Origin of the sequence: Methylomicrobium album BG8, from assembly GCF_000214275.2 — a bacterium.
Lineage (GTDB): Bacteria > Pseudomonadota > Gammaproteobacteria > Methylococcales > Methylomonadaceae > Methylomicrobium > Methylomicrobium agile.
Window position 1 is genome coordinate 1,273,236 of the sequence record NZ_CM001475.1, and the last position, 25,207, is coordinate 1,298,442.

A 25,207-nucleotide genomic window follows, 5' to 3' on the forward strand; every position below is an offset into this window, starting at 1 on the left:
ACGGAGCTAAAGTGGCAATCAACTCGACCATTACTCAACGTCTTTAATAGGAAGCGAAGTGAGACTCTTAAACCATAAATTTGCCAAAGGGGCCGCCGTATTTGGTGTCCTATGGGCGTCCAACTCGACAAGCGTAGAAGCCCAAAGCCAACAGATTCCGGGCGCCATCCAACCTGGACAGATCGAGAAACAGCTTAAGGCGATCCCGACTCCGAAAGCAGACACGCCTGCCCTCAAGGTGATTCCGGAACAGCCGATTCCGTCAGCGACCGATGGCGACATCGCCTTTGAACTGAAAGACGTAACTTTTTCCGGCGGTACGGTATACCCCGAAGCCGAATTGAAGAGTTTCTTTACGTCTTTATTGGGCAAAACCGTAACGTTGAACCAATTGCGCGCCGCCGCCGCAAACGCAACCGTTCATTACCGGAACGACGGCTACGTTTTAGCGCAAGTGTTGGTTCCGAAACAAACATTGCAGAACGGCATCGTTCGGCTCGACATTGTCGAAGGCCATATCAATGAAGTCAGATTCCAGGGCGATGGTATAAAGGACGTACTCGGCCTGTTGCAAAACTATGCGGACAAAATCCGCACCGCCAAACCGGTCAATATCTCGGCAATGGAGCGCTATTTGTTATTGATTAATGATTTGCCGGGCATCAACGCCTACGGTTCGCTCGTGCCTTCACCTATCACGCCGGGGGCGGCCGATCTTGTTGTCGAAATCACGCAACAATCGTTCAGCGCCACCCTCGGCTTCAACAACCGCTTGACCAAGTTGCTCGGCACTTACCGTGCGGAGGTATACGGTGAAGCGAATAATGCGCTCGGCCTGCAGGAAAAAAGCTATGCACGGGTATTCCAATCGTTCGAAGACAAGATGACCGTGCTGTCGCTGGGCGAGGACCTGCCACTGTTCAACGAAGGCACACGCCTGTCCCTGATGCTGAATCAGGTCTGGTCCAACACGTCTTTGTTCAACATCGCTAACGGTTTGAATTCTCATCTGGTATCGCTCAACATCGGTTTGGCGCACCCCTTGCTCCGCAGTCGCAACAGCAATTTAAGCGTGCGGGGCAGTTTTTCGATGGTCGATTCGACCTCCTCCAGCGACTTTTTCAATGAAACCATCACCAGCGACCGCATCCGCTCGTTCAGAGCCGGCCTAACTTATGATTTGGCCGATAGCTGGCGCGGCATCAACATGGTCGATCTGGAACTCAGCCAGGGCATCAACGCGCTTGGCGCACGTGATCCCTCCGACACGGAACGCGCGGCGGGTACCGCCAAACTATCGGCCGCTCAAGGCGAAGTCGACTACGTTAAAACCAATATCTATCTGGCTCGCCTGCAAGCGATCGCGCCGCAATGGTCTTTCCTCGCCGCGTTCCAAGGGCAATACACCGAGGATGTGCTACTCGCTCCCGAACAATTCTCGCTCGGCGGCGAGCAATTTCTACGGGCTTATGATCCCTCCGAATTCATCGGCGACAAAGGCTTCGCGACCAAAGCCGAATTGCGTTACACCTTTACTCCTTTCGCGAATGCCGACATGACCCTGTATGGTTTCCATGATTACGGTGAGGTGCATTACAACTACGATCGTCCCGGTATTGCGGTCCACGCGGCCGGCGTCGGCATGCGCATGACCGTTACCCGCTACTTTTCCGGTTACGTTGAAGGCGCAAAGCCACTCCATCCGGAGCAATCGACAGAGCTAAACAAAGACATGCGCTTGTTCGGCGGCTTTAAATTAACCTTCTGATATTGCGGAACAGCAGGAATCCGAGAAAATGAATAAAAACAGCATCCAGACCTCCGTTTGCCAACCCAATCAATTGAGGACTTTACCGGCCGCCATCCGGAAACGATTGATAGCCGAAGCAGTCGCTCTGGCCGCCTTCAGTTTTATCCCAGTCGCCCATGCCAATCCAACCGGCGGCCAGGTGGCCGCCGGCAACGCGGCGATCGTCGAGCAAGGCGCGCGGATGGACATCAACCAAAGCAGCCAGCGCGCGGTGATCAATTGGCAATCGTTCAGCATCGATACGCACGAGCATGTCAACTTCAATCAGCCCGGCCGTGACGCCGCGACGTTGAATCGGGTCGTCGGCAACGATCCATCGGCGATTCTGGGCCGGATGACCGCGAACGGCAACGTCTATCTGATCAACCAGAACGGCATCATGGTCGGCAAGGATGCCCAAATCAACGTCGGCTCGCTGACCGCCAGCACCGCGAACATCAGCAACGAAGACTTCATGGCGGGTAACCTGCACTTTGCCGAGCCCGGCAACCCAGAAGCCCGCATTGTCAATTTTGGCAACATCACCGCGCAGCAAGGCGGTCTGGTCGCTTTAGTCGCGCCGGGCGTCGAAAACCACGGCGTGATCAATGCCCGCCTTGGCAAGGTCGCGCTGGCCAGCGGCGACGCGTTCACGCTCGATCTGTACGGCGATCGCTTGATCCAACTGACCGTCAGCAAGGAACAACTCGACCATATCCCGAACGCCGAAGGCCACCCCCTGTCGCATTATGTCAGCAACACCGGCGAAATCACCGCCGACGGCGGCATCGTCACGATCATGGCCGGCACCGGCAAGGCGATCATCGACAGCCTGATCAACCTGCAAGGACACGTACAGGCGCAATCTATCGAGAACAAGAACGGCGTGATCTCCTTGCTCGGCGACGACGGCACACGGATCGATGTCGCCGGCACACTGGATGCTTCCGGCCGATCCGCGCAGAACGACGGCGGCAAAGTCGAAATCCGCGGCCGCGAAGTCAATCTGCAAGCCGGCAGCCGCATCGACGTCTCCGGCGATCGGCAAGGCGGAACTGCGTTGATCGGCGGCGATTATCAAGGTTCCGGCGACGGTGTCCGCGCCTTGCTGACTACGGTCGAGCGCAGCGCGGCGATCAACGCGGACAGCAAAACCGCAGGCGACGGCGGCAAGGTGATCGTCTGGGCCGACGATCGCACCGTCTATGACGGCAGCATCAGCACGCGCGGCGGCAGCGCGTCCGGCAACGGTGGCCTGGTCGAGGTCTCCGGCAAAAATACGCTGCATTTCGACGGCGAGGTCGATGCCAGTGCAAAGAACGGTTCGGCGGGTGAATTGCTGCTCGATCCCGGCAATTTGACCATTGCGTCCAAAACGCAAATGCAATCGACGACGTTATTACCCAACACTGGCACCTATAGCAGCCCGTCAAGCGCAGACAATGTGATCAGTTCCGAAAAGGTCAATTACCTGCTGCAAACCGGCACCAGCGTTTCTCTGAAAACCAGCAATGACTTAACGGTTGCTTCGCAGATAGACGGACGTGCCACCAATGGCGTAGCCGGCGCATCATTCAGCCTATCGGCGGGAAATAATATCAATATCAATGACAACATCCTGACCAATAACGGCGACATCTTCATCAACGCCATTACCGGCAATATTACGATGGCAAACGGCACGGCCTTGTTCGCCGGCAACCGAAATATTACCCTGACTGCGGGCAACCATACGGATCTGCAACATTTGCTTTCCACCGGGAAAATCGATGTCACCTCCGGTGCCGATTCGATTTTCCGCCAGGCTTTGGTAGGGCTGAACAATCAAGGTATTGGCGTGTTTGAAGTCGATGCCGGCGGCAATGTTGGCCTGAACGGCTTGTTGACCATAGGCGGCGTTACCGTATTGGCCGACGGCTCGATTGATGTCTTCAAACCTATTTTTGCCGGCGGTGCTGTCGATTTGTCCGGCGGCGCGCTCAATGTTGCAAACGGCGCGGATATCAGCACCAAAGGCGCGAACGGCGCATTGCCCGGCAATGAGCTCAAATTGACCTCGATTGGCGACATGCAAGTCAACGCCAATTTATTGACGGATAATGCCAAAATCATCCTGAAAACAACCGGAACGGAAGGATCGATCACCACTGCCGACAAGATCCTGATTGATCCCGGCTCCGAAAAGTTGACAATCGATGCCGGTAAAAACATCACGATGGGCAAAACCTGTTTGGCGCCAGGTGGATTGTGCAACCATTCAACCATAGAGAATCAAGGCGCTATTCCGGCCACGGCAACCCTAATTTCGCAAAATGGCGACATTAAGCTCGGTGATATCATCGCCGACCGCGGGTTATCCATCACGGCAAACCAGGGCAAACTTGACCTGAGCACGATTGATTTGCGATCCCGGGGGTCTGCCGGCATCGAGTTGACGGCAAAAAACGCGCTTAATTTGAAGGGCGATTTGTTGACTGAGAACGGTACGCTGAAGATCATCGACTCAGGAAGTGTCACCGGAACATCCGACAAGCGACTGGAGACAGGGACTGCCGATATTTCACTGCGCAGTGCCGGTGCGGTTTCCTTGTACGATGTCTTTACTACCGGAAAGCTTGATGTAATCGCCGACGGCCCGATTATTTTCAATCGGGCTTTGGGTACAGGGGATAACACCTACACCGGCTTAGCCGCACTTTCGGTTCAAGGTAAAGACGCCATAACCTTTAACGATCAAGTGCATCTGACGGGCAATCACCCGGCAGAGGGTAATTATCCGACGAGCGATAATGTACTGAGCGTATTACAAACCGGTACCACCGGCAAACTAACCATCAACGGAAAAATCGTGGTGGATAATGGCAGCGTTTACTTGGGTAAACCTGTCGGAATAGATTACTTTAACGACGCCAATAATATTGAATTAGGAAATTCAATTTATACTTTAAATGGAGATGCCATTACACTAAACAACGACATTCATGTATACAATTCAAAAAAAATAGACTCACTACTGAACGTTGACATTCCTCCAAGTTTTTCTGAATACCCTTTACACTATGTGAAAGATGTCGACAATCAGCCGACTGTCGAGCTGGAAAATCAAAATGGAAATATTTTACTCAGTGGAAATATAAATGGATTATTTGAACCAAATTTGCTACTTAATTTGAAGCTGTATGCAAAATCTATTTCTCTTCCTAACTGGGTTGGCATTCCTGCGGAGAGTTTTACAATTGATTCAAAGACATTTAACGTTTGGGATGGCGATGACTTATCTGTATACGTAAACAGAGACATAGAAAACCTGTTATTTTTTTATATTCGTACCCTGGGAACTGCCGCATTTGATTATAGTGAAAAACCTAGAGACCAAAACGAAAAGATACCGCAAAAACCTATTTCACAAGCTACACCAATTTTATCGCAAAATAGAAATTCTTCGTGGGACACATTTAACATGTTAGGAAATAATGCAGTTTCAACATCTACAGCATCCCCACAAAATTCGTTTAACACAGATTTTAGACTATTTGGGGCACCATCGAATTCGGTTTCTTCCGACCCTGAAGGAATTGACACGTCATCCATTACCAAACAAACATTAAATTATGCCGACTCGTCGGAAACGACTCCAAATGCAAACGCTCCGGAAAACTCAGACGAAGAAACAGTCATCTTGGGCGGCGGCAGCGAGGCCGATAATGCCGATTTGGGCTTAAACTCCCCGGAAAACGGGGCGGTGCAAGATACTTATTCAACCAAGCATTCTCCAGTTTGTGGAGTCGGTCGTGGGAACTCTAAAAACGGGCTGCCTCAATGCAAGGAAGCTTCTTAATTACCGTGCTTTTATTCTAAGGATCTGGCTCCAAATAACTTCCCAACCAAAGACCTGCCAGGTTTTAAAAACCTGGCAGGTCTACCCGGCATACCAGGAAGTTAATATTGGCCACTTCCTAAACATCGCAAAGCGGCGCCTTGATTATGAATGACTGAATTGATGACAATGAAACGCCTATTTTCCGCCTTCGTCTTTTTGTTTATCGACCAGACTGCGGCTTTTGCTTTAGATAGCACCCCGATCATCCGGGTCGATGCCGCTTATCACAGTGGGCCGGTCTTTGGCGTCGAACCCTTGATGAACGATCAAAGGCTGGCGACGATTTCGCACGACAAAACCGTCAAAATCTGGCGCAGCCGCGATTTTAAATTATTGCAGACGCTGCGCATTCCGATCGGCAACGCTTTCGAAGGCAACCTCGACAGCATTGCCGTTTCGCCGGACAGCAAACTAATCGCCGTCGGCGGCTGGACCTGCTGGGAACGGGGTAAACACGGGTGCGTTTATCTATTCGATGCCACTACCGGCCATTTGCTCCGCTGTATCGATCAATTGAAGAATATTATCGGCGAGCTGCGCTTCTCGCCTGATGGCCGCGTCCTGGCGATCGGCCTGCATGGAAACGGCGGGATCGCCTTTGTCGATACCCAAACCTTCCAAATTTTGGCACAAGATCAGGATTATGGCGAACGGGTAACCGGCTTGTCCTTCTCAAGCAACGGCTATGCGGCAACAGGCTCCAATGACGGCTACCTTCGCGTTTACGATCCGCAATTCAAGTTGGCTGCCCGCGTTAAGGTGCCAGAAGTCGACCGCATTGCCGACAGCTATTTTTCCCCGGATGGCAAAAGGCTTCTGGTCAGTTCTTACAACAGTCCGCTGATTCAGATTTTATCGTTGCCGCAATTGCAGGTTGAGCGCAGTTTAAGAGTCGATGCTTCACATCCTATCAAAACGCTCAGAAACGCGGTTTGGAGCCCATCGGGCGAATTCATTTACGGCAGCGGCGATTCGGCCAATGTCCAAGAAGCGGAAATTCTGCGTTGGAAGGTTTCCGATCTTTCTCATTATGAGTCGATAAAATTATCTCACAGGGTTCAATCGATACGCCCCCGCAGCCAGAACGGTATCGCGTTTTCAACTGAAAACGCCGCGATCGGATTGCTTGCCGATAATGAAACCAGACCGCGCTTATCGGATACCCATACCCTTCAACATCCACAGATGCACGATGGATTTCAGGTTTCTTTTGACGGTAGTAAAGTCTCGTTTCCAATCACTCAGCCCGTCAAAGAATCTTTATTTTTTTCGGTCGATCAGCTGTCATTAGAGAAGGAAACGGCAAATTTCAAACAGGCGGCAAGCCGGAAACCCAATAAAAATTTACAACTCGCCGATTGGGAAAATGCCGCCAAGCCAAAACTGAATGGGCATCCATTGGAACTGGAGCCTTTCGAAATCGTACGCTCTTATGCTTCCTCTACTAAAAATACCCACCTATTTTTAGGTACCGAGTGGTCGCTTAAATCCTTTGATAAAAAAGGCAGGCTGGCGTGGAACACTGCCATGCCGGGCGCGGTTTGGAATTTGGCGGCAACCGGCGACGGATCATTGGTAGTGGCGGCGCTTTCCGACGGCACGATCCGTTGGTATAGGGCGGCCGACGGGAAAGAGATGCAGGCGCTTTTCGTAGAACCGCACAGCAAGGAGTGGGTGCTTTGGCGTCCCGACGGCTATTATGCATCCTCCGAAAACGGCGACAATTTAATCGGCTGGCATGTCAACCGGGGTAAAAATAGTGCCCCGGATTTTTACCGGGCAGTGCAATTTGAACGGCAGTTTTACAGGCCCGATTTGTTGCGTAGCAGCCTGGGCGCCTCTGCCGGAAGCGCAAAAGAAGATTGGATCGCTCGAAGCGAACCCAAAAGATCGGGTGTCAGCACTCGCTATGCCGGAGTTTTGGCTAATGGCAGTCGTGGAACCATAGATACTATTCGCCTTGGCGAATTTACCTTAAGGAAACTCTGAATAAGTCCTACGCCTGGGATAAAATATCCGCAGCTTGCCATTTTCGATAGGTGCCCGCCATGAAGCAACTCGGACTCAGTGCCCCACTGTTTGTGAAGAAACCGAAACAGACTCGGCGGCAGCAATTTCTCCAAGAGATGGAGCAGGTAGTGCCTTGGAGTTTGTGGACGAGCCGGATAGCGCCGCACTACCCGACAGCGGGCCGAGGCCGCCGCCCCTTTCCCTTGGCGACGATGTTGCGCATTCACCTGATGCAGCAGTGGTTCGGCTATTCCGATCCGGCGATGGAGGAAGTATTGCACGACATGCCGCTGCTGCGCGAGTTTGCCGGGCTCGATGCGGGCGAGGACGCCCTGCCGGATGAAACCACGATCCTCAAGTTCCGGCATCTGCTGGAACGCCATCAGTTGGCACAAACCCTATTTGATGAAACGGCGGCGCTGTTGGCCGAAAAAGGCCTGTTGCTACGGCAAGGCACGATCGTCGATGCGACATTAATCGCTGCCCCGCCGTCCACCAAGAACCGGGCGCGCAAACGGGATGCCGAGATGAGTTCGACCAAGAAAGGGAACAATTACCACTTTGGGATGAAGGCGCACATTGGGGTCGATGCCGAGTCGGGGTTAGTGCATACTGTGGAGATGACCACCGCCAAGGTGGCGGATGGGGTCATGACGGAGGCGTTGCTGCACGGCGAGGAACGGGTCGTGCTGGGCGATCGGGCCTATACCCGCAAGGACCGGAATCTGGCGGCGGATCGCCTGGAAGGTGAGCCGGTTTGGGCCTTTCCGTTCAAGCGGGGGAAGGGTGAGGAGTTGCCGGTAGAGCAAGCCCTTCACAACCACATGCTGGCGCCGTTACGCGCCATGGTCGAACATCCGTTCCGGATCGTCAAGCGCCAGTTCGGCTATACCAAAGTGCGTTACCGGGGGCTGTTCAAGAATGCCCAACAACTCTACTTGCTGTTTGCCCTGGGCAATCTTTATCACGTTCGGCAGGCGCTGCAGCCGACCTAGGGAGACCTTTGTCCTTCGCCCTGGAAAACCGAGAACACTGAGTGAAATCACCCCGATAGCGGGCGCTGCCGGGAAGGATTTGCCCATTTTCGGCGAGGTGCCACGGATGTCGCACGGTGTCGCTTATAAAAACCACTTATTCAGAGCTTCCTTAAGTCAATTGAGCAGCATTGCGCCGCCTCGCATCACTGTGACGTCGATGCGTACGTCCATCAACCCCAAAGGCATACCGGAATTGGAACTGACAATCGAGGCCGAGAAAAATAGCCGGCCGATGCAGGATATCCAGATTTATGCCAATCTGTTACCGGTTGCGACGCATCAAGAACGTCAATTGGCAGCCACCGAGAGTAGCAGCTTGCGCCGCACCTTCCGATTTCCGATTGCCGCGGGCGACAATCTCATTCGTGTCGAAATCAACAACGGCGTATCGTTGGGACTGGCGGAACAGTGGGTCGAAACATCCAATATCAAGCAAGCAATGTATCCGAAAGGCGATTTGTATGTATTGGCAGTGGGGGCCAATCAGTTCACACGCATATCCGGAGACAACAAAAGTACAGTACCTGATCTGAAATACGCCGTGAACGATGCGATTGAACTGGCTGGAGTGTTGGAAAAATCCGCAGATGATTCCGGTTTTAAACAAGTCCATGTCCGCTTATTAGCCGACGCCTCGGAACAGCAGCCCACGCGGCAAAACATTTTAGACGCTTTAAAATTTTTCGAGCAGGCCGGGCCGAACGACACTGTGCTGCTGTTCCTGGCCTCGCACGGCTTCAGCGATCAAACCGGCAACTATTATTTTCTTCCGCAAGACGGCGAATTCACGGACATAGAAGCAGTGCTGTCGGGCCGTAATCTGACCGGAAAAGCTCCTTCTCTGCTAAGCTGGACCGATTTCATTGACGGCATGAGACGAGCCGCCGGACGCCGGGTCATGATCGTCGACACCTGCCAGGCCAAAAATATTTTCGGTGAGTTCGATTCACGTTCCCTCCGCAAACGTTCTGCCGCGGCACTGTTTCCGTTGCTGCTCGCTTCAAAGGGCGACGAGCTTTCGCAGGAATATAAAACTGCGCAACACGGCTTGTTTACTTATGTATTGCTGAAAGGTTTGCGCGGGTTAGCGGATCGCAATCATGATCGAAAAATTACTGTGGGGGAGTTGCATGATTTTGCGGTGCCAATGGTGGAGAAATTACATAATGCGTCAGCCGGGCCACAGACGCCGCAATTGATTGCACCTGGAACATTGGCGAATATTGCGTTGCCGGTTCCGGAATCTAAATGAGTTTAAACAATCAACTACCGCGTCGGAGCAAGTGAATGGAAGATTTCAATATTTTGACAGACAAAGACAAACAAGACATGTCCTATAAAGCCTGTGTTGGCGGGGCAATTTTGATGGGCGCAGCGGTCGGCCGACTTGGCATGTTGCCTGGGCTATTAGCCGGAGCGGCTACCGGTTTGGCATTCGGCCTTTTAACCTGCAAACGACTTTCGCCGGCAATCGAGCGTAAACTTTTCTCTCAAAACGAGAGACTGAATGATCAAGAGTTATTACAAACGTTACGCATCCTTCGGGATGAAACCGGCGTAACCTCCAAATCAGACGCCATGCGCTTGCTGGGCTATGTGCGATTCGAAGCGAATCAAAAAGGCCAATCGCTTAAAAATGGAAGAAATGCTTGCATGCCTATGAAAGTTGCAGCAAATCAAATTCTGTCCGTACGCGTCTAGCTATTTTGGGCCATAACGATGCCGATGTATCCCCAAACCAAAGAATTATTGAATTTTCTGCAGAAGAATCCAACTATTCGCACTCGAATTGCCGCGCCGCCGAATAAAACGCTGCTCTATGCCGGCAATTTTTTCAAACCGATCTGGCAAGAGTTGGAGCAATTGAAACGCAGCAACGGCCAAATCGCCTCGAAAGTGCTGTTGCCTGACGTGCTCGCAACGATTCAAACGCCCGGTCAAGCGCACCCCACGCTGCTGACCTGGGCGAAGGCACTCGATGCCGTGATTCCGTGGAAAGAAAATGGTTTCATCGTCTGGCGCGCGCTTTCGGGCATTTTTGTGGCTAACGCGGTTAGTATGGTCTCCTTCTATATCGGCTCGAACGTCACGAAAAACGAAAAAGTATTTGGCGCAACCGAGATTCATGTACTCATGCGCAATCCGAATATCGATGCGGTGACCAAAGACATGCTCGGTTATTATCAACGCTGCATTCAATCGGGCCAATCCGCTATCAACGCCGGGTTTATCGGCGGTTAGTTTCGAAGTCCTAATCCCTATCTTGGAGCGAATATGATCATTTGCAAAAATCTGTATGTGCTGGCTTCAGCGTTCGCGTTGTCCTTCAGCGTCGCCGCGGATGCCGAGGATTTGAATCTGGGCGGCCGTTCCCCTTCAAAGGAAGAAGTCATTCGTGCGCTGAAACCGAGTGCAGACAGCGACGAAGCCATCTCGACCCGTAGCATCAAAATCAACCCCAAAAAAACCGTAGCATCCCAGCGAAATGCCATTTCGCTGGAAATTCGCTTCGCATACGACTCAGCGAGATTGACCGATGAATCGATTCGGCAATTGACGCCGGTCGCGGAAGCGTTGACGTCTGGTGAACTCGACAGCTTGAGATTTCAAGTCGAGGGTTACACCGATGCGAAAGGCAGCGATGCTTACAACAAAAATTTGTCGGTCAGGCGCGCCGCGACGGTACGCAATTTTTTCGTTCAGAAACATGGACTGAACGCTTCCCGCATCCAGGCATCCGGCTACGGCAAATCGAATTTGCTGGATCCGACGAATCCTAATAGCGCGGTCAACCGCCGGGTCAGAATTGTCGCAATGCCTTAATTGACCGGAAATTTCAGGGTAATCCGCCCTGCAATCAACCCTTCGATTTCCGGCTTTAACTTGCCCTCCGAACCGACAACTGTCTCTGGTTGCGGCAACGGCATCGTACTGGCGAAAGCTTCAATACGATCCGTTCCGGCCGGTCCGTCCACGGTAAATTCATAGTCCGCGTTGGCGTTAGGAATGCGAATCTCGGCACCGGGCCGAATCAAATGATGGGTCTCATAGGCATTCGGAAAAATCGTAAAAATTTCGCCTTTGGAGTTAATGTGCAGAAGGGTCACATACAGCGGTTTTTCAGTCGCAACGAATAACGCTATCGATTCTCCGATTCTATAATGCTCTGCGGACAACCTGAGTTTGAATGGTTGAATCCCAGCCTCGACATTTTTCGGAGGGGATTGCATTGTCGACATTTCACCGTCTCCGGTGGCCTCGTCGATGCGCTGGGATACGCGGGTAGGCGGCTTGATTGCTTCGGCAGCCCTTCCGTTCTGCTCCGCCGGACGATAAATGAACCAGGCCAAAACCGTCAATAAGACGCCCCCGACAGTAGCAATTGCAGCAAGGCTTTTTATTTTAGGCTGTTTGGGGGACGAAATTTCCAGCAAAAATTGGTCGATCGACCGTGTCCTGTTCCCCTGTTTCAACTCAAGTCCATGCAATAAGCCGTTCCATTGCGCCTTTGTGATCGATGTAATCGGCGCCGGCTTGGCTTTCATATCATAAGCTTGTTGTGCATTCGATCGCGAAAAGGGATGTTTACCGGTTAATAGTTCATAAACGACACAAGCCAATGCATAAATATCGTCTCGCGGATCCACCGGCTGATTATTGAGCCTTTCCAGACTCGCGTAAGAAGGTGAATAGGCATTTAAGGTTTGGGAACTGAAAATCGTCGTATCGTCATAATTGTGTCCGGGTTTATTGAATCGGCTGGCGATGCCTAAATCCAGAACCTTCACATGCCCCTCTTCATCCACAAAAACATTACCAGGCTTAAAATCCGCATGAACAATGCCGTTTTTATGAGCATGCGACAACGCTGCGGCCATATTCTGAATTAATGGCCATGCCTTGCTGAATGGAATACCAGAAGTATATTTTTTTAGTAATGTACTAAGTGGTTGTCCTTTGAGGAGTTCCATGCTCAAATAAATATTGTTCCCATCCCGATCAAAGTCATAGACAGCAATAATGTTTGGGTGGGCAAGTGATTTAGCTTTTTTGGCTTCCCTCTGCATCGCGACAAAAAACAGGGGATCGTCCAGAAGATCGGAGTTAAGGAAGCTCTGAATAAGTGGTTTTTATAAGCGACACCGTGCGACATCCGTGGCACCTCGCCGAAAATGGGCAAATCCTTCCCGGCAGCGCCCGCTATCGGGGTGATTTCACTCAGTGTTCTCGGTTTTCCAGGGCGAAGGACAAAGGTCTCCCTAGGTCGGCTGCAGCGCCTGCCGAACGTGATAAAGATTGCCCAGGGCAAACAGCAAGTAGAGTTGTTGGGCATTCTTGAACAGCCCCCGGTAACGCACTTTGGTATAGCCGAACTGGCGCTTGACGATCCGGAACGGATGTTCGACCATGGCGCGTAACGGCGCCAGCATGTGGTTGTGAAGGGCTTGCTCTACCGGCAACTCCTCACCCTTCCCCCGCTTGAACGGAAAGGCCCAAACCGGCTCACCTTCCAGGCGATCCGCCGCCAGATTCCGGTCCTTGCGGGTATAGGCCCGATCGCCCAGCACGACCCGTTCCTCGCCGTGCAGCAACGCCTCCGTCATGACCCCATCCGCCACCTTGGCGGTGGTCATCTCCACAGTATGCACTAACCCCGACTCGGCATCGACCCCAATGTGCGCCTTCATCCCAAAGTGGTAATTGTTCCCTTTCTTGGTCGAACTCATCTCGGCATCCCGTTTGCGCGCCCGGTTCTTGGTGGACGGCGGGGCAGCGATTAATGTCGCATCGACGATCGTGCCTTGCCGTAGCAACAGGCCTTTTTCGGCCAACAGCGCCGCCGTTTCATCAAATAGGGTTTGTGCCAACTGATGGCGTTCCAGCAGATGCCGGAACTTGAGGATCGTGGTTTCATCCGGCAGGGCGTCCTCGCCCGCATCGAGCCCGGCAAACTCGCGCAGCAGCGGCATGTCGTGCAATACTTCCTCCATCGCCGGATCGGAATAGCCGAACCACTGCTGCATCAGGTGAATGCGCAACATCGTCGCCAAGGGAAAGGGGCGGCGGCCTCGGCCCGCTGTCGGGTAGTGCGGCGCTATCCGGCTCGTCCACAAACTCCAAGGCACTACCTGCTCCATCTCTTGGAGAAATTGCTGCCGCCGAGTCTGTTTCGGTTTCTTCACAAACAGTGGGGCACTGAGTCCGAGTTGCTTCATGGCGGGCACCTATCGAAAATGGCAAGCTGCGGATATTTTATCCCAGGCGTAGGACTTATTCAGAGTTTCCTTAAGCAGTTTGATAGCCAAATACGGGTCTTTGTCCCGAGCCTCTACTGCTAATAAATCTAATGCCTTATAGACGGTTCCCATTCCGCCGCGACCTAGAACCTCTTCAAGCACAAAGCGATCTTTTAGCACTTTTTTGCTTTCGGTAGAGGGAGTTATCACATTTCTCTCCTAATCGACTAAAAATTTACACAAAAATAGTCCGCCTCTCACTGATATTACCTGTCTCTATTTGCAACATAATGGGTATTCAAAAAACCGCACGCTGATAGCTTTGTCCAGCGCCGCCATGTCAAGCGATCCCCGCATTTCACGGTAGAACCTCATTCGACGGAACCCGGCAAGCCGGTTCCGTCTTAGGGGGTACGGGTTCAAAATCAGGGATATGGAAATGAGAAATTTCTATACAGCCAAGAATCAAGCCGCCTGTAAATCGTGCAAAGGCAAATGCGACAGCACTATGGATTGAATATCGGGTTTTTGGCTGGCATGTTGTACGTCAATACCAACCAATCCCCCGTTTTCATCAAAATCCAGCACTACGCCGTCAGCCACCTCATCGGAGTCTACGGACGCCCGTTCGGATAAATGGATATATAAAGAATCCGTTTCTTTATCGTAATTTAATTTCATGGCTTAAACCTTCGGTCTGGAAAAGCGTTATGCACGGTCACCCCATCTTCCAGTGTGACCACGCGCAAATAGCGGTCGAGTTCGTCAACAAATATCCAATGGCGAATACGCCCATCCGGCTGGATTTCCCGACGAAAGGGATGTGAAATCGCTTTAAGGCACCCTTCTGAACGGATATAAGGGCGCTTCAGCAAAACATCGTCGCGAAAATAAGTCGTTGTGGTTAAATTGTTCATTATGCGGATTATGAGGGAGTTTTTGTAAGGCAATCAAGTGTGCCTTACAACTTTTTATAGACTCGCTTACTGCATCGAAACTTGCCAAAAGATACGATTTATCGCTCATTCAAAGCGATTATTCGAAAGTCGCGACGAAGGCGTCGCTCCCACAAAACCGTAGTGCATAAGGCCTTCTCCAAAACAAGGACATGCAACGCCCGGAAATCATCATGATTTACCGTTTCCGGACAATCGATAATTTCTGTCAAATATGCCATTTCTTTGTCTTTCCGCTCGACAAAAAGATATAGCGTCGCTCTATATCTTTCCGACGCAGTCGCCCTTGTGTTACTGTATTCAGGCAAGAAGTCTCAATCAAAAAACAATGTCAATACGCTTGGAGCTCTCATGCAGAAATGCGATCCGGGAAAAGTCTATCCGGCTTTAGAGTTGTTCAATGTCAAGGATTTATGGCGAGTATTGGCGTTTCCCCCTGTTTTCATTATTTGCTCCGCCGTTGCCGCGGAAGCCGAAGAAGTCATTCTGCCGGAAATTACAGTGACAACATCGGGCGACTTCGCGGACGAAGCTCAAGACGCGGGATTTACCGAAAAGACCGGTACTACGCATTTAACTCAAGAAGACCTGGCCATCGCCCAGGAGCGTACCGTTGACGAAACCTTGCGGGGCCTTCCTGGCATTGGCGTGACTAAAGGCGGTACTTTCGGCTTGGGCCTGCTTCATGTGCGAGGCGTGGGCGGCCAAGGATTGGTTTTTCTGGACGGCATGCCGGTGCCCGACTCCTTGCCCGGCGTCGTCAATTTGAATGCGTTGCTTCCCGACGGTCAAGACCGTATCGAAATCAAGCGGGGGTTCAATCCGGCATCGAGAACATTTGGTTCGCTGGGTGGTTCCATCGATTTGACGTCCCGCACGGCCAAAGACGACAGCGCGGATCTGCGCGTGGAAGGCGGCACCTTCGGTTTTCTCAAGGAAACTGCGCGCGGCAATCTGGCGGGAAAAAAAGCACGTCTTGCCGTCACAGTCACCCGCGCCGATGCGTTCGACGGCGCCTATCATGCGCAAAAGTCCAACAACAATCCGGAGCGCGATCCTTACCACGCGAATCAGGTCCTCATGAAAGCCGGTCTGGACCTGAGTGATGCCGTCGCCTGGGAAGGCTCCATGCTGTACCGCGATGCATGGAATGCATGGGACGGTTACGGCATTCGCAAAGGCATGTTTGCGATGGCGGACGAAAAGGACTCTTTTTTTGCCGAAGAAAGCTGGATAGCGCAGAACACGCTCACTGCCCATATCAATGCGGATTGGGATATGCGTTTGCAGTTGGGTTATATCCATACCGACAATCAGGCTAAAGTCATGGGCATAACTCCGGGCTATACCACCGATCTTTACCTCGCCCGCTGGGAGAACAACCAGCGTTTGTGGCATGGCAAAGGGGGCGATGTCATTCGTCTGGTATGGGGAGCGGAAGGGCGCCATGAATGGGCCGAGGCTCCTACTTTCGGACCGCCGCCGGCATTGGCGCCCGGCGCGTCCTTTGCCGAAAGCCGTAATCAGCAAGCCGGCTTTCTGGAAACCCGTTTCGCCTATGGAAAACTCAGCGGCGACATGGGCGTCCGCTATGAAAGCTACGATCGCTTCCAAAGCCACGCGCTCGTTCACGCCGCCTTGGCCTGGCAGGTACAGGACACGTTGAAGCTGCGCGCCAACGGCGGCAACGGCTTCCGGATACCGAGTTACGCCGAAAGATTGTTTCCGCTGCTCGGTAATCCCCAGCTTAAACCCGAACGCGGCGCGGGCGGCGACCTGGGCTTGGAGTGGCAGGCGCTGTCCAACCTCAGATTCAATCTGACCGGGTTTTACACCCGCCACGACAATTTGATCGTCGTCAGTTGGGAGCCGCAACCCACCGCCCAACTCCCTTGCATCGGCGAATGTATCGGCAATGTCGCCAACGCCAGTATCGCCGGTCTGGAAACGAGTGCCGAGCTCGTTTTCAATCCGCAATGGCGCGGCGGAGCGGCCTATACCTATAACGACGGCCGCAATCTCGATAACGGCCGCCGGTTGCCGTTTCAAGCCAAGGATAGCGTGCGCGTCTGGGGCGAATGGCGCGCGCCGAATCTGCCGCTAACCTTATGGGCTGAAGGCATTTACCGCAGCCTGTCTCAAAACGATCTCGGCAACACACTGGATGTGGACGACGCGTTTCATCTGAACGTTCACGTCAACTACCGGGTGATGCCCAGGCTCGACTTATACGTGCGCGGCGAAAACATCAATAACGACAAAACGCCGGATATCTATAGTTTCGATCATGCCGGCGCCGCGGTCTATGGCGGCCTTTCCTACCGGCTTTGAACCAGTAATCGATGCCCCGAATGACATGGATCAATACTGCCGACACAAGGTCGACACTGGCTGCTGTAGCGCGTCCAACACCGTTCGACGTGTCCTTAACCTTGTGTAGGGTGGGTAGAGCGTTTGATGCTTGGCAAAGCGCTTGTAGGACGGATTCGCCGTCAGGCAATCAGGCGCGGTTGGCGTTTTGCTATCGCGAAAACGCCCTACAACGCTGCGCTTCATAACGCTTGACATGGATAACAGGGCCGTAGGATGGGTAGAGCGTCAGCGAAACCCATCAAACAATCTAAAAAATAATTTCTTCGGGTTAACGATGAATGATTTACATCGGTCCGGCCATCAGATGCGACAAGTAAAATTTGACCAATTCGCGCTGGTTTTTGGTTTGGGTCTTGGCGAACAAGGCGCTGAGCTGAGTACGCAGGGTCTTGATGCCGATTTGCAGGCATTCGGCGATTTCTTGAGTGCTTTCTTTCAGCAGTAATTGCTCTAAAACACGGGTTTCGGCCGGAGTGAGACGGTAAATCTTGGCAAAGCCGCCGAGATTGCCCGTAGCCAGCTTGCCCGGTTCGGCGATCAGCGCCATGATGTGCGCTTGCTCGGCCAAGGACTGGGTAAAGGCGTTGGGCAGCGGCATGAAAGTAATCATCCAACGCTGGCCGGTCCCGATATCCTTTACGTCCATGCTGCCGCCAAAACCCTGACGAGTCTGGTACAGGTTTTCGCGAATCGCGGCGGCATCCTGTGCGCCGGCGGCGGTTAGCCGCTGGTTGATGACCAGCGGGCCGCTGCCCTCCCGGAAAATGGCCTCGGCCTGTCGATTGGCGAACAACACCTTACCGTCACCGTCCAACAAGGCCACCGCTTGATTTATCCGGTCCAGGACGTGTTCGCGCAAGTAGCGCGTTTCTTGTTCCAACGATAAGCGCCAGTGAATGCGCAGCGCCCGTTGTAAGTGCGGCATGAGGCGCCGATATAAGGCAATCTCGTTTTCAGAGACGAGATAAATGAAAGGGAAAAAGCGAGATAAATGGAAATGAAACGAAATGAAGAGGGATAAAACGAAACGAAAAATAAAAATAATTTTCGCAGAGTGAAAATAAAAAATTAGTCTGCAGACGGAGGTTGACCTGCGACGTCTTTATCGAAAAACGCCTGGTCTTCAGGGGTCGGGCAAAGGCCCGAGGTGATGATGCCGTAGTCGATATCAGGCGGAGGCAAATCGACGACGGTATTCGGCTCTGATGATTTTTGCAACTTCACTTGCGAATCTTCTTGGTTTTTCATTATTCTGGGCCTCGGCCCAACATTCAGCGATAAACTCTTTAATATTTGACCCGGCATAGCCGGAAACCTGCCGCGTTATTTCTGCGGACAATGCTTCGTGGTACAAATGCTTGACCGCATCCATTTGATCCAGGCCCAGCAGATCATCCAATTGGTGTGCCAGTTCATGATCGACAATGCTCTTGACGGTATCGCAACCAATTGGGTGGAATAAGGATTTGACATTACGGACCAATGACTCATTAAATGCAGCTAAATCCTTGCCCCATTTCTCATTCACGGCAATGCCGGAAACCCGCGGTTGGCTCCATGAATGCATCCAGACATTCCCTTTGACTTTGAGCGGCTTAATCACACGCTCGGCGTGGCGTCTAGCGACATACTCGCTTACGCCTCCATCCTTCAACTTATTTACATAGGCGCTAATCTCCAAATCTCGCCAGCGCTTGAACTGCTGCTGTCCGGTGCCGACAAACTTTTGGTTGCGGCGCAGCTCTGGAAATTCCTGCAGATGATCGAACAACGCCTGATTCATCGCATTTGCGACTGCCGGATGGACCTTTCCATAATCGGCAAAATCGACCAAATCGTTGTCGACCGCCCATTGAGCCGCCGCCTTAGCAGTTTTTTGCGGCTCAAAAACCTTCGCCGCGGCCTGTTTTACATCACTTTCCAGCGCTTTGGCAAGCGGTTTCGGCAGATCCTTTGCCTTTCTCTCGACCTGATCCTTCAGAGTCAGACTCGCCCCCGGCGCATAATCCCAGCCATAATCGATGCCTTGCGGTATCGTATGCTGCTCACCCCACCTATCTATATAAGTATAGGTGCCGTTGTTTGGCGCCTTGTCCCCCTTATATTGATCCGCGCGCACCGCCGTCACTCGGCAGCGGCAGCCCCAGCCATTGGGCGGAAAATGTGTCTGCCACCACGGATCGTCATGCCGCAACACCAGTCCGTTCCAGCTCAAATGCAGCTCCCGTGGGTGCTGCACTGTGTCATTGTGGATATACTTCCAATATGGCCGGTGCTTCAACATCGACGGACTGGTCAACTGTGCGTAGCGGCCGGCAGCGTAACTGGCCGATAGATTAGTGCGGTAAATCACCCGCGTGCGCCAGTCGCGCCCGGCTGCAGACCCTTCGCCCGTCCAGCCGGTCCAGCCGTGACGCGCAACAATCTTGTTGAACTCCTGGCGAAACCAGCCGATCGACTTACCCTCGGCAATTGCCCGATCGACCGCCTTGCGCAAGTCGTCCAGCAGATCCGCCTTCGCCGCGCCGGCGACCATAAAGGCCCGGTCGTGCGCGCTCTTGAGGATATCGTCGTAATGCTCGGTCGGCAGATTCAGCTTTTGCCGGAAAAAAGCGATTTGCTCCGGAAATGGCAACTGGAACGGCCCATCACCGCGCGGATTGAAGCCGATTTTGTCGGGATGGATGTTAAACGGCATCAGTCGCCTTGCTCAACATCAAACCGCCCTGCTAAATCCGCCGCAGCAAAGGCCAATGCCATTACATTGGCCATATCCTCGCTCGGCAGGTCGCCGTAAGCGTTCAGCAGCTGGTCGCGCAGCTGCTCCAGGCTGTCGGCGGTATCGCCCATCGCGACGATCTTAGCCATCCAGACGCGGCCGGGCTTGGCCGTATCTTTAGCCAATCGGTCGACCATTAGCTCTGGCGGCGCCAATGCCTCGGGAGGGTCAGCAAACTCAGCCTTCCGCCCGGCGTTATCCGGCCGGGCGGGCAGACTGGTGTCCAGAGTTGCCAGCGTTGCTAATGCTGGCTCTCTCTCGGGGGTGTTCGGGTTAGCGGCGGGTTTCGCCTCGAATTCGCCGTCATACGTGTCAGTAACGTACTTCAACGTGGGTTTGTAGCCCATATCAAATATCACTTTGTCGCGCTCGGCCCGCGCCTTCATATCCTCCGGCGCTGCCACTTCGCGCCACACCCGCGGCGGTGCCGCGTTTGGAAAATTCCAGTCGGTCAACCACCGCACGACCGACAAGTTGAGCGACGAGCAGATCAGATCCGCATCGGCCTTGATCAGGTCCTCGCGCACTTCCGAGGCCATATCCTCACCACCCAGGCGGCCCGGCGTCGAATCCGAAGAGCCGCTGTGGCCGAGCACGACCTTGCTGATCGCCGCGTTCATGCGATCGTACAGAGCTGTGTAATCGGCCGAGCCAGAACGCGCCGCTTCGAGCAGCTCGACCTGCATCGTGTCCGGGATGCGGATGCCGCTGTCCATCTGGATCGCGCGCAGCGCCTGCAGCAACTTGTTTTTTTCCTCGGGGCTGGCCGATGTCGGGTATTTGCCGACCGCGGTCGGCATGCCGAACTTTTCCAGAAAAATGAGCCAAAACTTGATGCCGTTGCGCTTGAAAAACGTCGGCCAATACAGCCAATGCGCCAGGCCCAGCCCATAAGGATCGTCATCGTCGTCGGCGCCGGTCGCATAGGCCCAGAATTTGCGCGCCGGCAGATCCTCGCCTTGCGGCGCTTTCGCGGTCAATAGCCGCAGCGATCCGTCCGGCGCAAAGCCGAAGCGGCGTTGCTTTTTGACCTTGACGTTGGCCAGCGCGATAAACTGGCCGTCGCGCGCCCACAAACACTCGGCCACCGCATACCCCCAGAACAGGCCGCTCAGCATCTTCTCGGTCAGCCGGTCGAACGGGATATGGTTCAACTGCTCCCTAACGAAATCCGCCGCGGCTTTATCGGCGCGCTTGGTACCGCCGGCTTCGATCGTCCATTCCTTGCTCGACAAGGCCAGCTTGCGCTGCTGCAGCACGGTCGCAACTTGATCGTCGCGGCGTACCTCGTCATAGACGCGCAGGTCCACGCCGCGCAGTTGCTGAATGCTGTCGGTCGGCGGCAACAATTGCAGGCCGTCCACGAAGCCGCGCGTAATGTCGCGGCCGTCTGCGGTGGTGGCCACCTCTTCGAAAATCGGCTTGGCCGGGCGTTCTTCGGCAAAACCGGCCGGGATCCACACGCCGTTGTGCACTTTATAGGTCATACATACCCGCTAAAATCGTTCAGTCCGGTAATCCGGTCATCATCTTCGTCGATTACAACTTCGGCCAACACGCGGCGGATGCCGGTGGATTCGAATTCTATTTCCGCCACCGGCTGGCAAGTGGCGTGATACGCCATCAAGCCGCCGATCGCGCTATCCCCGTGTCGCGGCAGGCCGTCCTCACCCTTGTCGCGGCCCTCGTCCATCGTCGGCCGGCCGCGCACCAGCACCACGCGCCGGTGATCGGTGATGATGTCCTCGCAATCGGCGACCAGGAACGAGCGATCCTCGTACGTCTGCTTATATTTGGGGAACCACTCATCATAGAACTGCACCGTCGCCTTAATGCAACTGACCCGCTTCGCACCGAGCTGCTGCAGTGCACCTTCGGCATGGCTCTGGCCGTTGCCGCGCGCATCGAACGAGGCATGGTGCAATTTGGGGACGTGTTGCAAAATGTGATCGCGGATCAACGCCTGCACATCGAACGGAATGCAGCGCAGATCGATCATCACCGCCATTCTCCAGCGGGTCGGATCGCGTTTTTGCATCAGCCAGATGTTCGACAGGTCGCCGTCGCGCCCAAAGTCCTGGCCGTAGGCGGTCGAATCGTCGGTCATGTTGTCCAGCACCGGCTGCAGTACGTCCTTGATCCATTGCTTGGCTTCCTCGATCCGCGTTTCGCAGGTCACCCATTCGGCCGGCTTGCTCCAGCGGATCACCGGCACGCCCTTGATTTGGCATTGCTCGATCAGCAGGCGGGTGAAATACGCGCCGCTGCCTTTCTTTGCAATACACAGCAATTCCTCGTTAGCGTCGGCCTGATCCGGATAACCCGTAAGGCGGAATCCGTAAGGCGGAACCGGCTCTGCCGGGTTCCGCCTAGGGAGAGTGGATCGCCCGGCATGGCGGCGGATCGCCTGTCGGCATCCGCCCTACGTGGGCTGGTTTGATTATGCGGACTATGACGGCGTTGTTTTTGTGAGGCAATCAAATGTGCCTTACAACTTTTTATGGACTCGCCTACGGCATCGATACTTGCCAAAAGATACGATTTATCGCTCATTCAAAGCGATCGGACTTTATTCGAAAGTCGCGGCGAAGGCGTCGCTCCCACAAAACCGTATGTGGCTTCGTTTATCCTCGATTCCGCTAACGTTTCATTGAGGCTACCTGCTATAGGGCGTTTTCGCGACAGCAAAACGCCCGTAGCCTTCAAAGCGGAGCCCGGGTACGGGCAATAGCCTCATCGTTACCCGACGTTAGGTGGCGTGGTGGATGGCGATGAATGACATGCGTCCGATTACGCTACGAGACTGTGAAAGAATCCCAAAGCCATTGCCGCCAGAGCATTTTGAAGGTCGGCGTCAGATTCTGATCGTCGGCCTTTACGCGGGCATCGACTTCATCGGGCGCAAACCAGCCGCCTTCGTCGATCTCGTCGGCGGCAAGCGCGAACGGTCCGTTGTGCGTGACGCGGTAAACCTGGACGAATTCCATGCCGTTTTCGGCCGTCGGCGGCATTTTGAAAACCGGCGTTAAGGGGCCGCGATGTTCCACGCCGAGCTCTTCGCGCAGTTCCCGCACCGCGCAGCTGTTGTAATCTTCACCCGCGTCGACATGGCCGGCGGCCGAGGTATCCCAAAGTCCCGGATTCAGATCCTTCAGCATCGAGCGTTTCTGCAGGAACAGGCGTCCGGAATCGTCGAATACCAGAATGTGCACTGCGCGGTGCCTCATTAGCGAGGTATGAACGAGATGGCGCGGACTGGTGCCGATCACGCTGTCGTTTTCGTCGACAACCGCCAGTAATTCCTGATGGGGGAGTGGCTTCATGACTCGATCGAATTTATCCGGATTGATTTTCGCTGCATCTTGAGCCGAGGCGACGGGGCGAGAAAAGGAAAAAAGAAGAGGGACAATCTTCCGCCCGACTTGCGGCGGGCGGAGCGTAAGGTTTGGGCTTTAAGCGGCTTTGCCGGCTTCGGTCGCGGAAGGCACCTCGATCAGACGGCCGGTCTTGCAGTCGTAGATATAGCCGTAAACCGGAATGTCGCGCGGCACCAGCGGATGGGTTCTGATCCGGACGACATCTTCGTGCACGCTTTGCTCTTGATCCTTGATCGTCAGCCAACTGATGTGTTTCGCTTCGTGCGAGCCGGGACCTTCCCCGGTGTCGTACCACAAGCCTTGCTCGTTCAGCGAGGCGGTCTTCAGGCTGTTGGCCAGCAAGTCGCGCATGATTTCGTCGTTGAACAGTTCCATGCCGCAATTGGTGTGGTGAATCACGAACCATTCGCGGGTGCCGAGCAGTTTGTAGGAAATGACCAGGGAACGGATCGCGTCGTCGCTGGCGCGGCCGCCGGCATTCCGGATCACATGCGCGTCGCCCTCGGCCAATCCTGCGTATTTGGCCGGATCGAGGCGGGCATCCATACAGGTCAGAATCGCAAAGTGCCTGCCCGGCGGCATGGGCAAGTCGCCTTTATCGCCGAAATTATCGACGTATTCCCGGTTGGCGGCCAGGACTTCGTTCAGAATTTTGCTCATGAGTGCCTCTTATCGTTATTATTGGGGATCGGAAAAAATGGCCGATATAAAAAAACCGCTTGGTCTTGTCTCTTTCGATGCACAGGGCCAAGCGGCTTTCAACTATCTCCGGGGTGTAATATACCCGACTAAACCCAGGCTTTAAATAGTGTTATAAATTTATAAAATATAAACTTATCGTTTATAGTAAGGTGATGGATAAATTGAATAACATGCAGGTATTCTGCCGGATCGTCGAACTCGGCACTTTTGCGGCGGTCGCGCGCGAAATGAACTTGTCCGCGATGATGATCAGCAAATACGTCGCGCAGCTCGAAGAATCGCTCGGGGTCGCCCTGCTGAACCGGACGACGCGGCAGATCAGCCTGACCGAGGCCGGAGAAATTTACTATCACCGCAGCAAGCAGTTGTTGGACGATTTTCGGGAACTGGACGAATCGACCTCGCAGCTCGGCCGGAAAGTGCGCGGCGTATTGAAAATCAGCGTCCCGATCGACTTCGGCGGACTGTTCATGGTGCCGGCGATCGAGGCTTACCAGCGCGAATATCCGGACGTGAAAATTTTGATGACCCTGCACAACAGCCGGGTGAATCTGAGCGAAGGCAGCTTCGACCTGTCGATTCTGGTGACCGATACGCTGGATCTCGGCGTGGTGGCCCGCAAGATCGCCGAGACGCGGCTGTGCGTTTATGCTTCGCCCGAGTATATCGCGACCCACGGCAAACCGGAACGGATAGAAGAACTCAGCGAACACCGCTGCCTGCATTACATGGATACGCCGCACCGGGATTACTGGATTTTCCGGACCGGCGAGCAGGAGACCAAGATTAAAACCCAGTGGCATTTCGCCTCGAACAACGGCCGAGCCTTGTGCCAGGCGGCGGCGCTGGGGATGGGCATTACCCAGGCGCCGGAGTTTTCGGTCGCGAATTATCTGGCGCAGGACAAACTGGTCGAGGTATTGCAGGAGTTCCGGATTCCATCTCTGGCGATTTATGCGATTTATTTACACCGGCGGTTTTTGCCTGCCAAGCTGACGACGTTCGTCGATTTTCTGGTCGGGTATTTTTCCGAAAACAGTTTGTCCGGTCAGGTAAGGCGGGTTTGA

General features: G+C 53.8%; 21 protein-coding genes. 10 read left to right on the top strand and 11 right to left on the bottom strand.

Annotated elements, in window-relative coordinates:
• Positions 1 to 58 precede the first annotated feature (58 nt).
• The 8 genes from METAL_RS05590 to METAL_RS05625 all read left to right on the top strand — a co-directional run bounded on the left by METAL_RS05590 (position 59) and on the right by METAL_RS05625 (position 11,539).
• A complete protein-coding gene (locus METAL_RS05590; RefSeq protein ID WP_005370426.1) occupies positions 59 to 1,768 on the top strand; it encodes a ShlB/FhaC/HecB family hemolysin secretion/activation protein in 1,710 nt (569 codons plus the stop codon).
• Between the two features lie 28 nt (positions 1,769 to 1,796).
• Positions 1,797 to 5,627: a two-partner secretion domain-containing protein gene (locus METAL_RS05595; protein ID WP_005370431.1), complete on the top strand. Its 3,831-nt coding sequence runs from the start codon at positions 1,797 to 1,799 to the stop codon at positions 5,625 to 5,627.
• A gap of 150 nt (positions 5,628 to 5,777) precedes the next feature.
• Complete coding sequence (locus METAL_RS05600) at positions 5,778 to 7,658, top strand: WD40 repeat domain-containing protein (protein WP_213069463.1); 1,881 nt, start codon at positions 5,778 to 5,780, stop codon at positions 7,656 to 7,658.
• 59 nt (positions 7,659 to 7,717) lie between these two features.
• Entirely contained in the window at positions 7,718 to 8,674 is a 957-nt protein-coding gene (locus METAL_RS05605) for an IS5 family transposase (protein WP_005369238.1), read from the top strand.
• Between the two features lie 199 nt (positions 8,675 to 8,873).
• On the top strand, positions 8,874 to 9,968 hold the full coding sequence (locus METAL_RS05610; RefSeq protein WP_213069464.1) for a caspase family protein: 1,095 nt from the start codon (positions 8,874 to 8,876) through the stop codon (positions 9,966 to 9,968).
• 35 nt (positions 9,969 to 10,003) lie between these two features.
• Positions 10,004 to 10,417 carry a hypothetical protein gene (locus METAL_RS05615; protein ID WP_005370433.1) on the top strand — a complete coding sequence of 138 codons (414 nt, stop codon included), beginning with the start codon at positions 10,004 to 10,006 and terminating at the stop codon, positions 10,415 to 10,417.
• Between the two features lie 18 nt (positions 10,418 to 10,435).
• Positions 10,436 to 10,957, top strand: a complete 522-nt coding sequence (locus METAL_RS05620) for a hypothetical protein (protein WP_005370435.1) — start codon at positions 10,436 to 10,438, stop codon at positions 10,955 to 10,957.
• A 33-nt stretch (positions 10,958 to 10,990) separates the two neighbouring features.
• Positions 10,991 to 11,539 carry an OmpA family protein gene (locus tag METAL_RS05625; protein WP_005370437.1) on the top strand — a complete coding sequence of 183 codons (549 nt, stop codon included), beginning with the start codon at positions 10,991 to 10,993 and terminating at the stop codon, positions 11,537 to 11,539.
• On the opposite strand, the gene METAL_RS19835 is transcribed toward METAL_RS05625, so the two are convergent.
• The 5 genes from METAL_RS19835 to METAL_RS20515 all read right to left on the bottom strand — a co-directional run bounded on the left by METAL_RS19835 (position 11,536) and on the right by METAL_RS20515 (position 14,870).
• On the bottom strand, positions 11,536 to 12,783 hold the full coding sequence (locus METAL_RS19835; RefSeq protein WP_213069465.1) for a serine/threonine-protein kinase: 1,248 nt from the start codon (positions 12,781 to 12,783) through the stop codon (positions 11,536 to 11,538). The two genes, METAL_RS05625 and METAL_RS19835, sit on opposite strands and share 4 nt — an antisense overlap.
• Before the next feature lie 192 nt (positions 12,784 to 12,975).
• Positions 12,976 to 13,932, bottom strand: coding sequence for an IS5 family transposase (locus METAL_RS05635; RefSeq protein WP_005369238.1), 957 nt, complete (start codon positions 13,930 to 13,932; stop codon positions 12,976 to 12,978).
• A gap of 9 nt (positions 13,933 to 13,941) precedes the next feature.
• Entirely contained in the window at positions 13,942 to 14,163 is a 222-nt protein-coding gene (locus tag METAL_RS21460; RefSeq protein WP_245549473.1) for a hypothetical protein, read from the bottom strand.
• 255 nt (positions 14,164 to 14,418) lie between these two features.
• Positions 14,419 to 14,634, bottom strand: coding sequence for a DUF2283 domain-containing protein (locus METAL_RS05645; protein WP_005370439.1), 216 nt, complete (start codon positions 14,632 to 14,634; stop codon positions 14,419 to 14,421).
• Positions 14,631 to 14,870 (bottom strand): hypothetical protein, encoded by a 240-nt coding sequence (locus METAL_RS20515; RefSeq protein ID WP_005370441.1) that lies wholly within the window; start codon positions 14,868 to 14,870, stop codon positions 14,631 to 14,633. The genes METAL_RS05645 and METAL_RS20515 overlap by 4 nt, the downstream gene beginning before the upstream one ends.
• A 390-nt stretch (positions 14,871 to 15,260) precedes the next feature.
• Between METAL_RS20515 and METAL_RS05650 the strand changes: the two genes are divergently transcribed.
• Positions 15,261 to 17,240 carry a TonB-dependent receptor plug domain-containing protein gene (locus METAL_RS05650; protein WP_005370443.1) on the top strand — a complete coding sequence of 660 codons (1,980 nt, stop codon included), beginning with the start codon at positions 15,261 to 15,263 and terminating at the stop codon, positions 17,238 to 17,240.
• 325 nt (positions 17,241 to 17,565) lie between these two features.
• On the opposite strand, the gene METAL_RS05655 is transcribed toward METAL_RS05650, so the two are convergent.
• The 6 genes from METAL_RS05655 to METAL_RS05680 all read right to left on the bottom strand — a co-directional run bounded on the left by METAL_RS05655 (position 17,566) and on the right by METAL_RS05680 (position 24,098).
• A complete protein-coding gene (locus METAL_RS05655; protein ID WP_040578294.1) occupies positions 17,566 to 18,207 on the bottom strand; it encodes a LuxR C-terminal-related transcriptional regulator in 642 nt (213 codons plus the stop codon).
• A gap of 243 nt (positions 18,208 to 18,450) precedes the next feature.
• The gene (locus METAL_RS20520) at positions 18,451 to 19,980 is read right to left on the bottom strand and encodes a phage minor head protein (protein WP_005370445.1); all 1,530 of its coding nucleotides are present in this window, start codon (positions 19,978 to 19,980) and stop codon (positions 18,451 to 18,453) included.
• Positions 19,980 to 21,548, bottom strand: coding sequence for a DUF935 domain-containing protein (locus METAL_RS05665; RefSeq protein ID WP_005370449.1), 1,569 nt, complete (start codon positions 21,546 to 21,548; stop codon positions 19,980 to 19,982). The genes METAL_RS20520 and METAL_RS05665 overlap by 1 nt, the downstream gene beginning before the upstream one ends.
• On the bottom strand, positions 21,545 to 22,351 hold the full coding sequence (locus tag METAL_RS05670) for a hypothetical protein (RefSeq protein WP_051040330.1): 807 nt from the start codon (positions 22,349 to 22,351) through the stop codon (positions 21,545 to 21,547). Before METAL_RS05670 ends, METAL_RS05665 begins: the two co-directional genes overlap by 4 nt.
• A gap of 505 nt (positions 22,352 to 22,856) precedes the next feature.
• Complete coding sequence (locus METAL_RS05675) at positions 22,857 to 23,384, bottom strand: NUDIX hydrolase (protein WP_005370466.1); 528 nt, start codon at positions 23,382 to 23,384, stop codon at positions 22,857 to 22,859.
• A 129-nt stretch (positions 23,385 to 23,513) separates the two neighbouring features.
• Positions 23,514 to 24,098: a beta-class carbonic anhydrase gene (locus METAL_RS05680; protein WP_005370471.1), complete on the bottom strand. Its 585-nt coding sequence runs from the start codon at positions 24,096 to 24,098 to the stop codon at positions 23,514 to 23,516.
• Positions 24,099 to 24,292: 194 nt separating this feature from the next.
• Here METAL_RS05680 and METAL_RS05685 point away from each other — a divergent pair, with 194 nt between their 5' ends.
• Entirely contained in the window at positions 24,293 to 25,207 is a 915-nt protein-coding gene (locus METAL_RS05685) for a LysR family transcriptional regulator (protein WP_005370472.1), read from the top strand.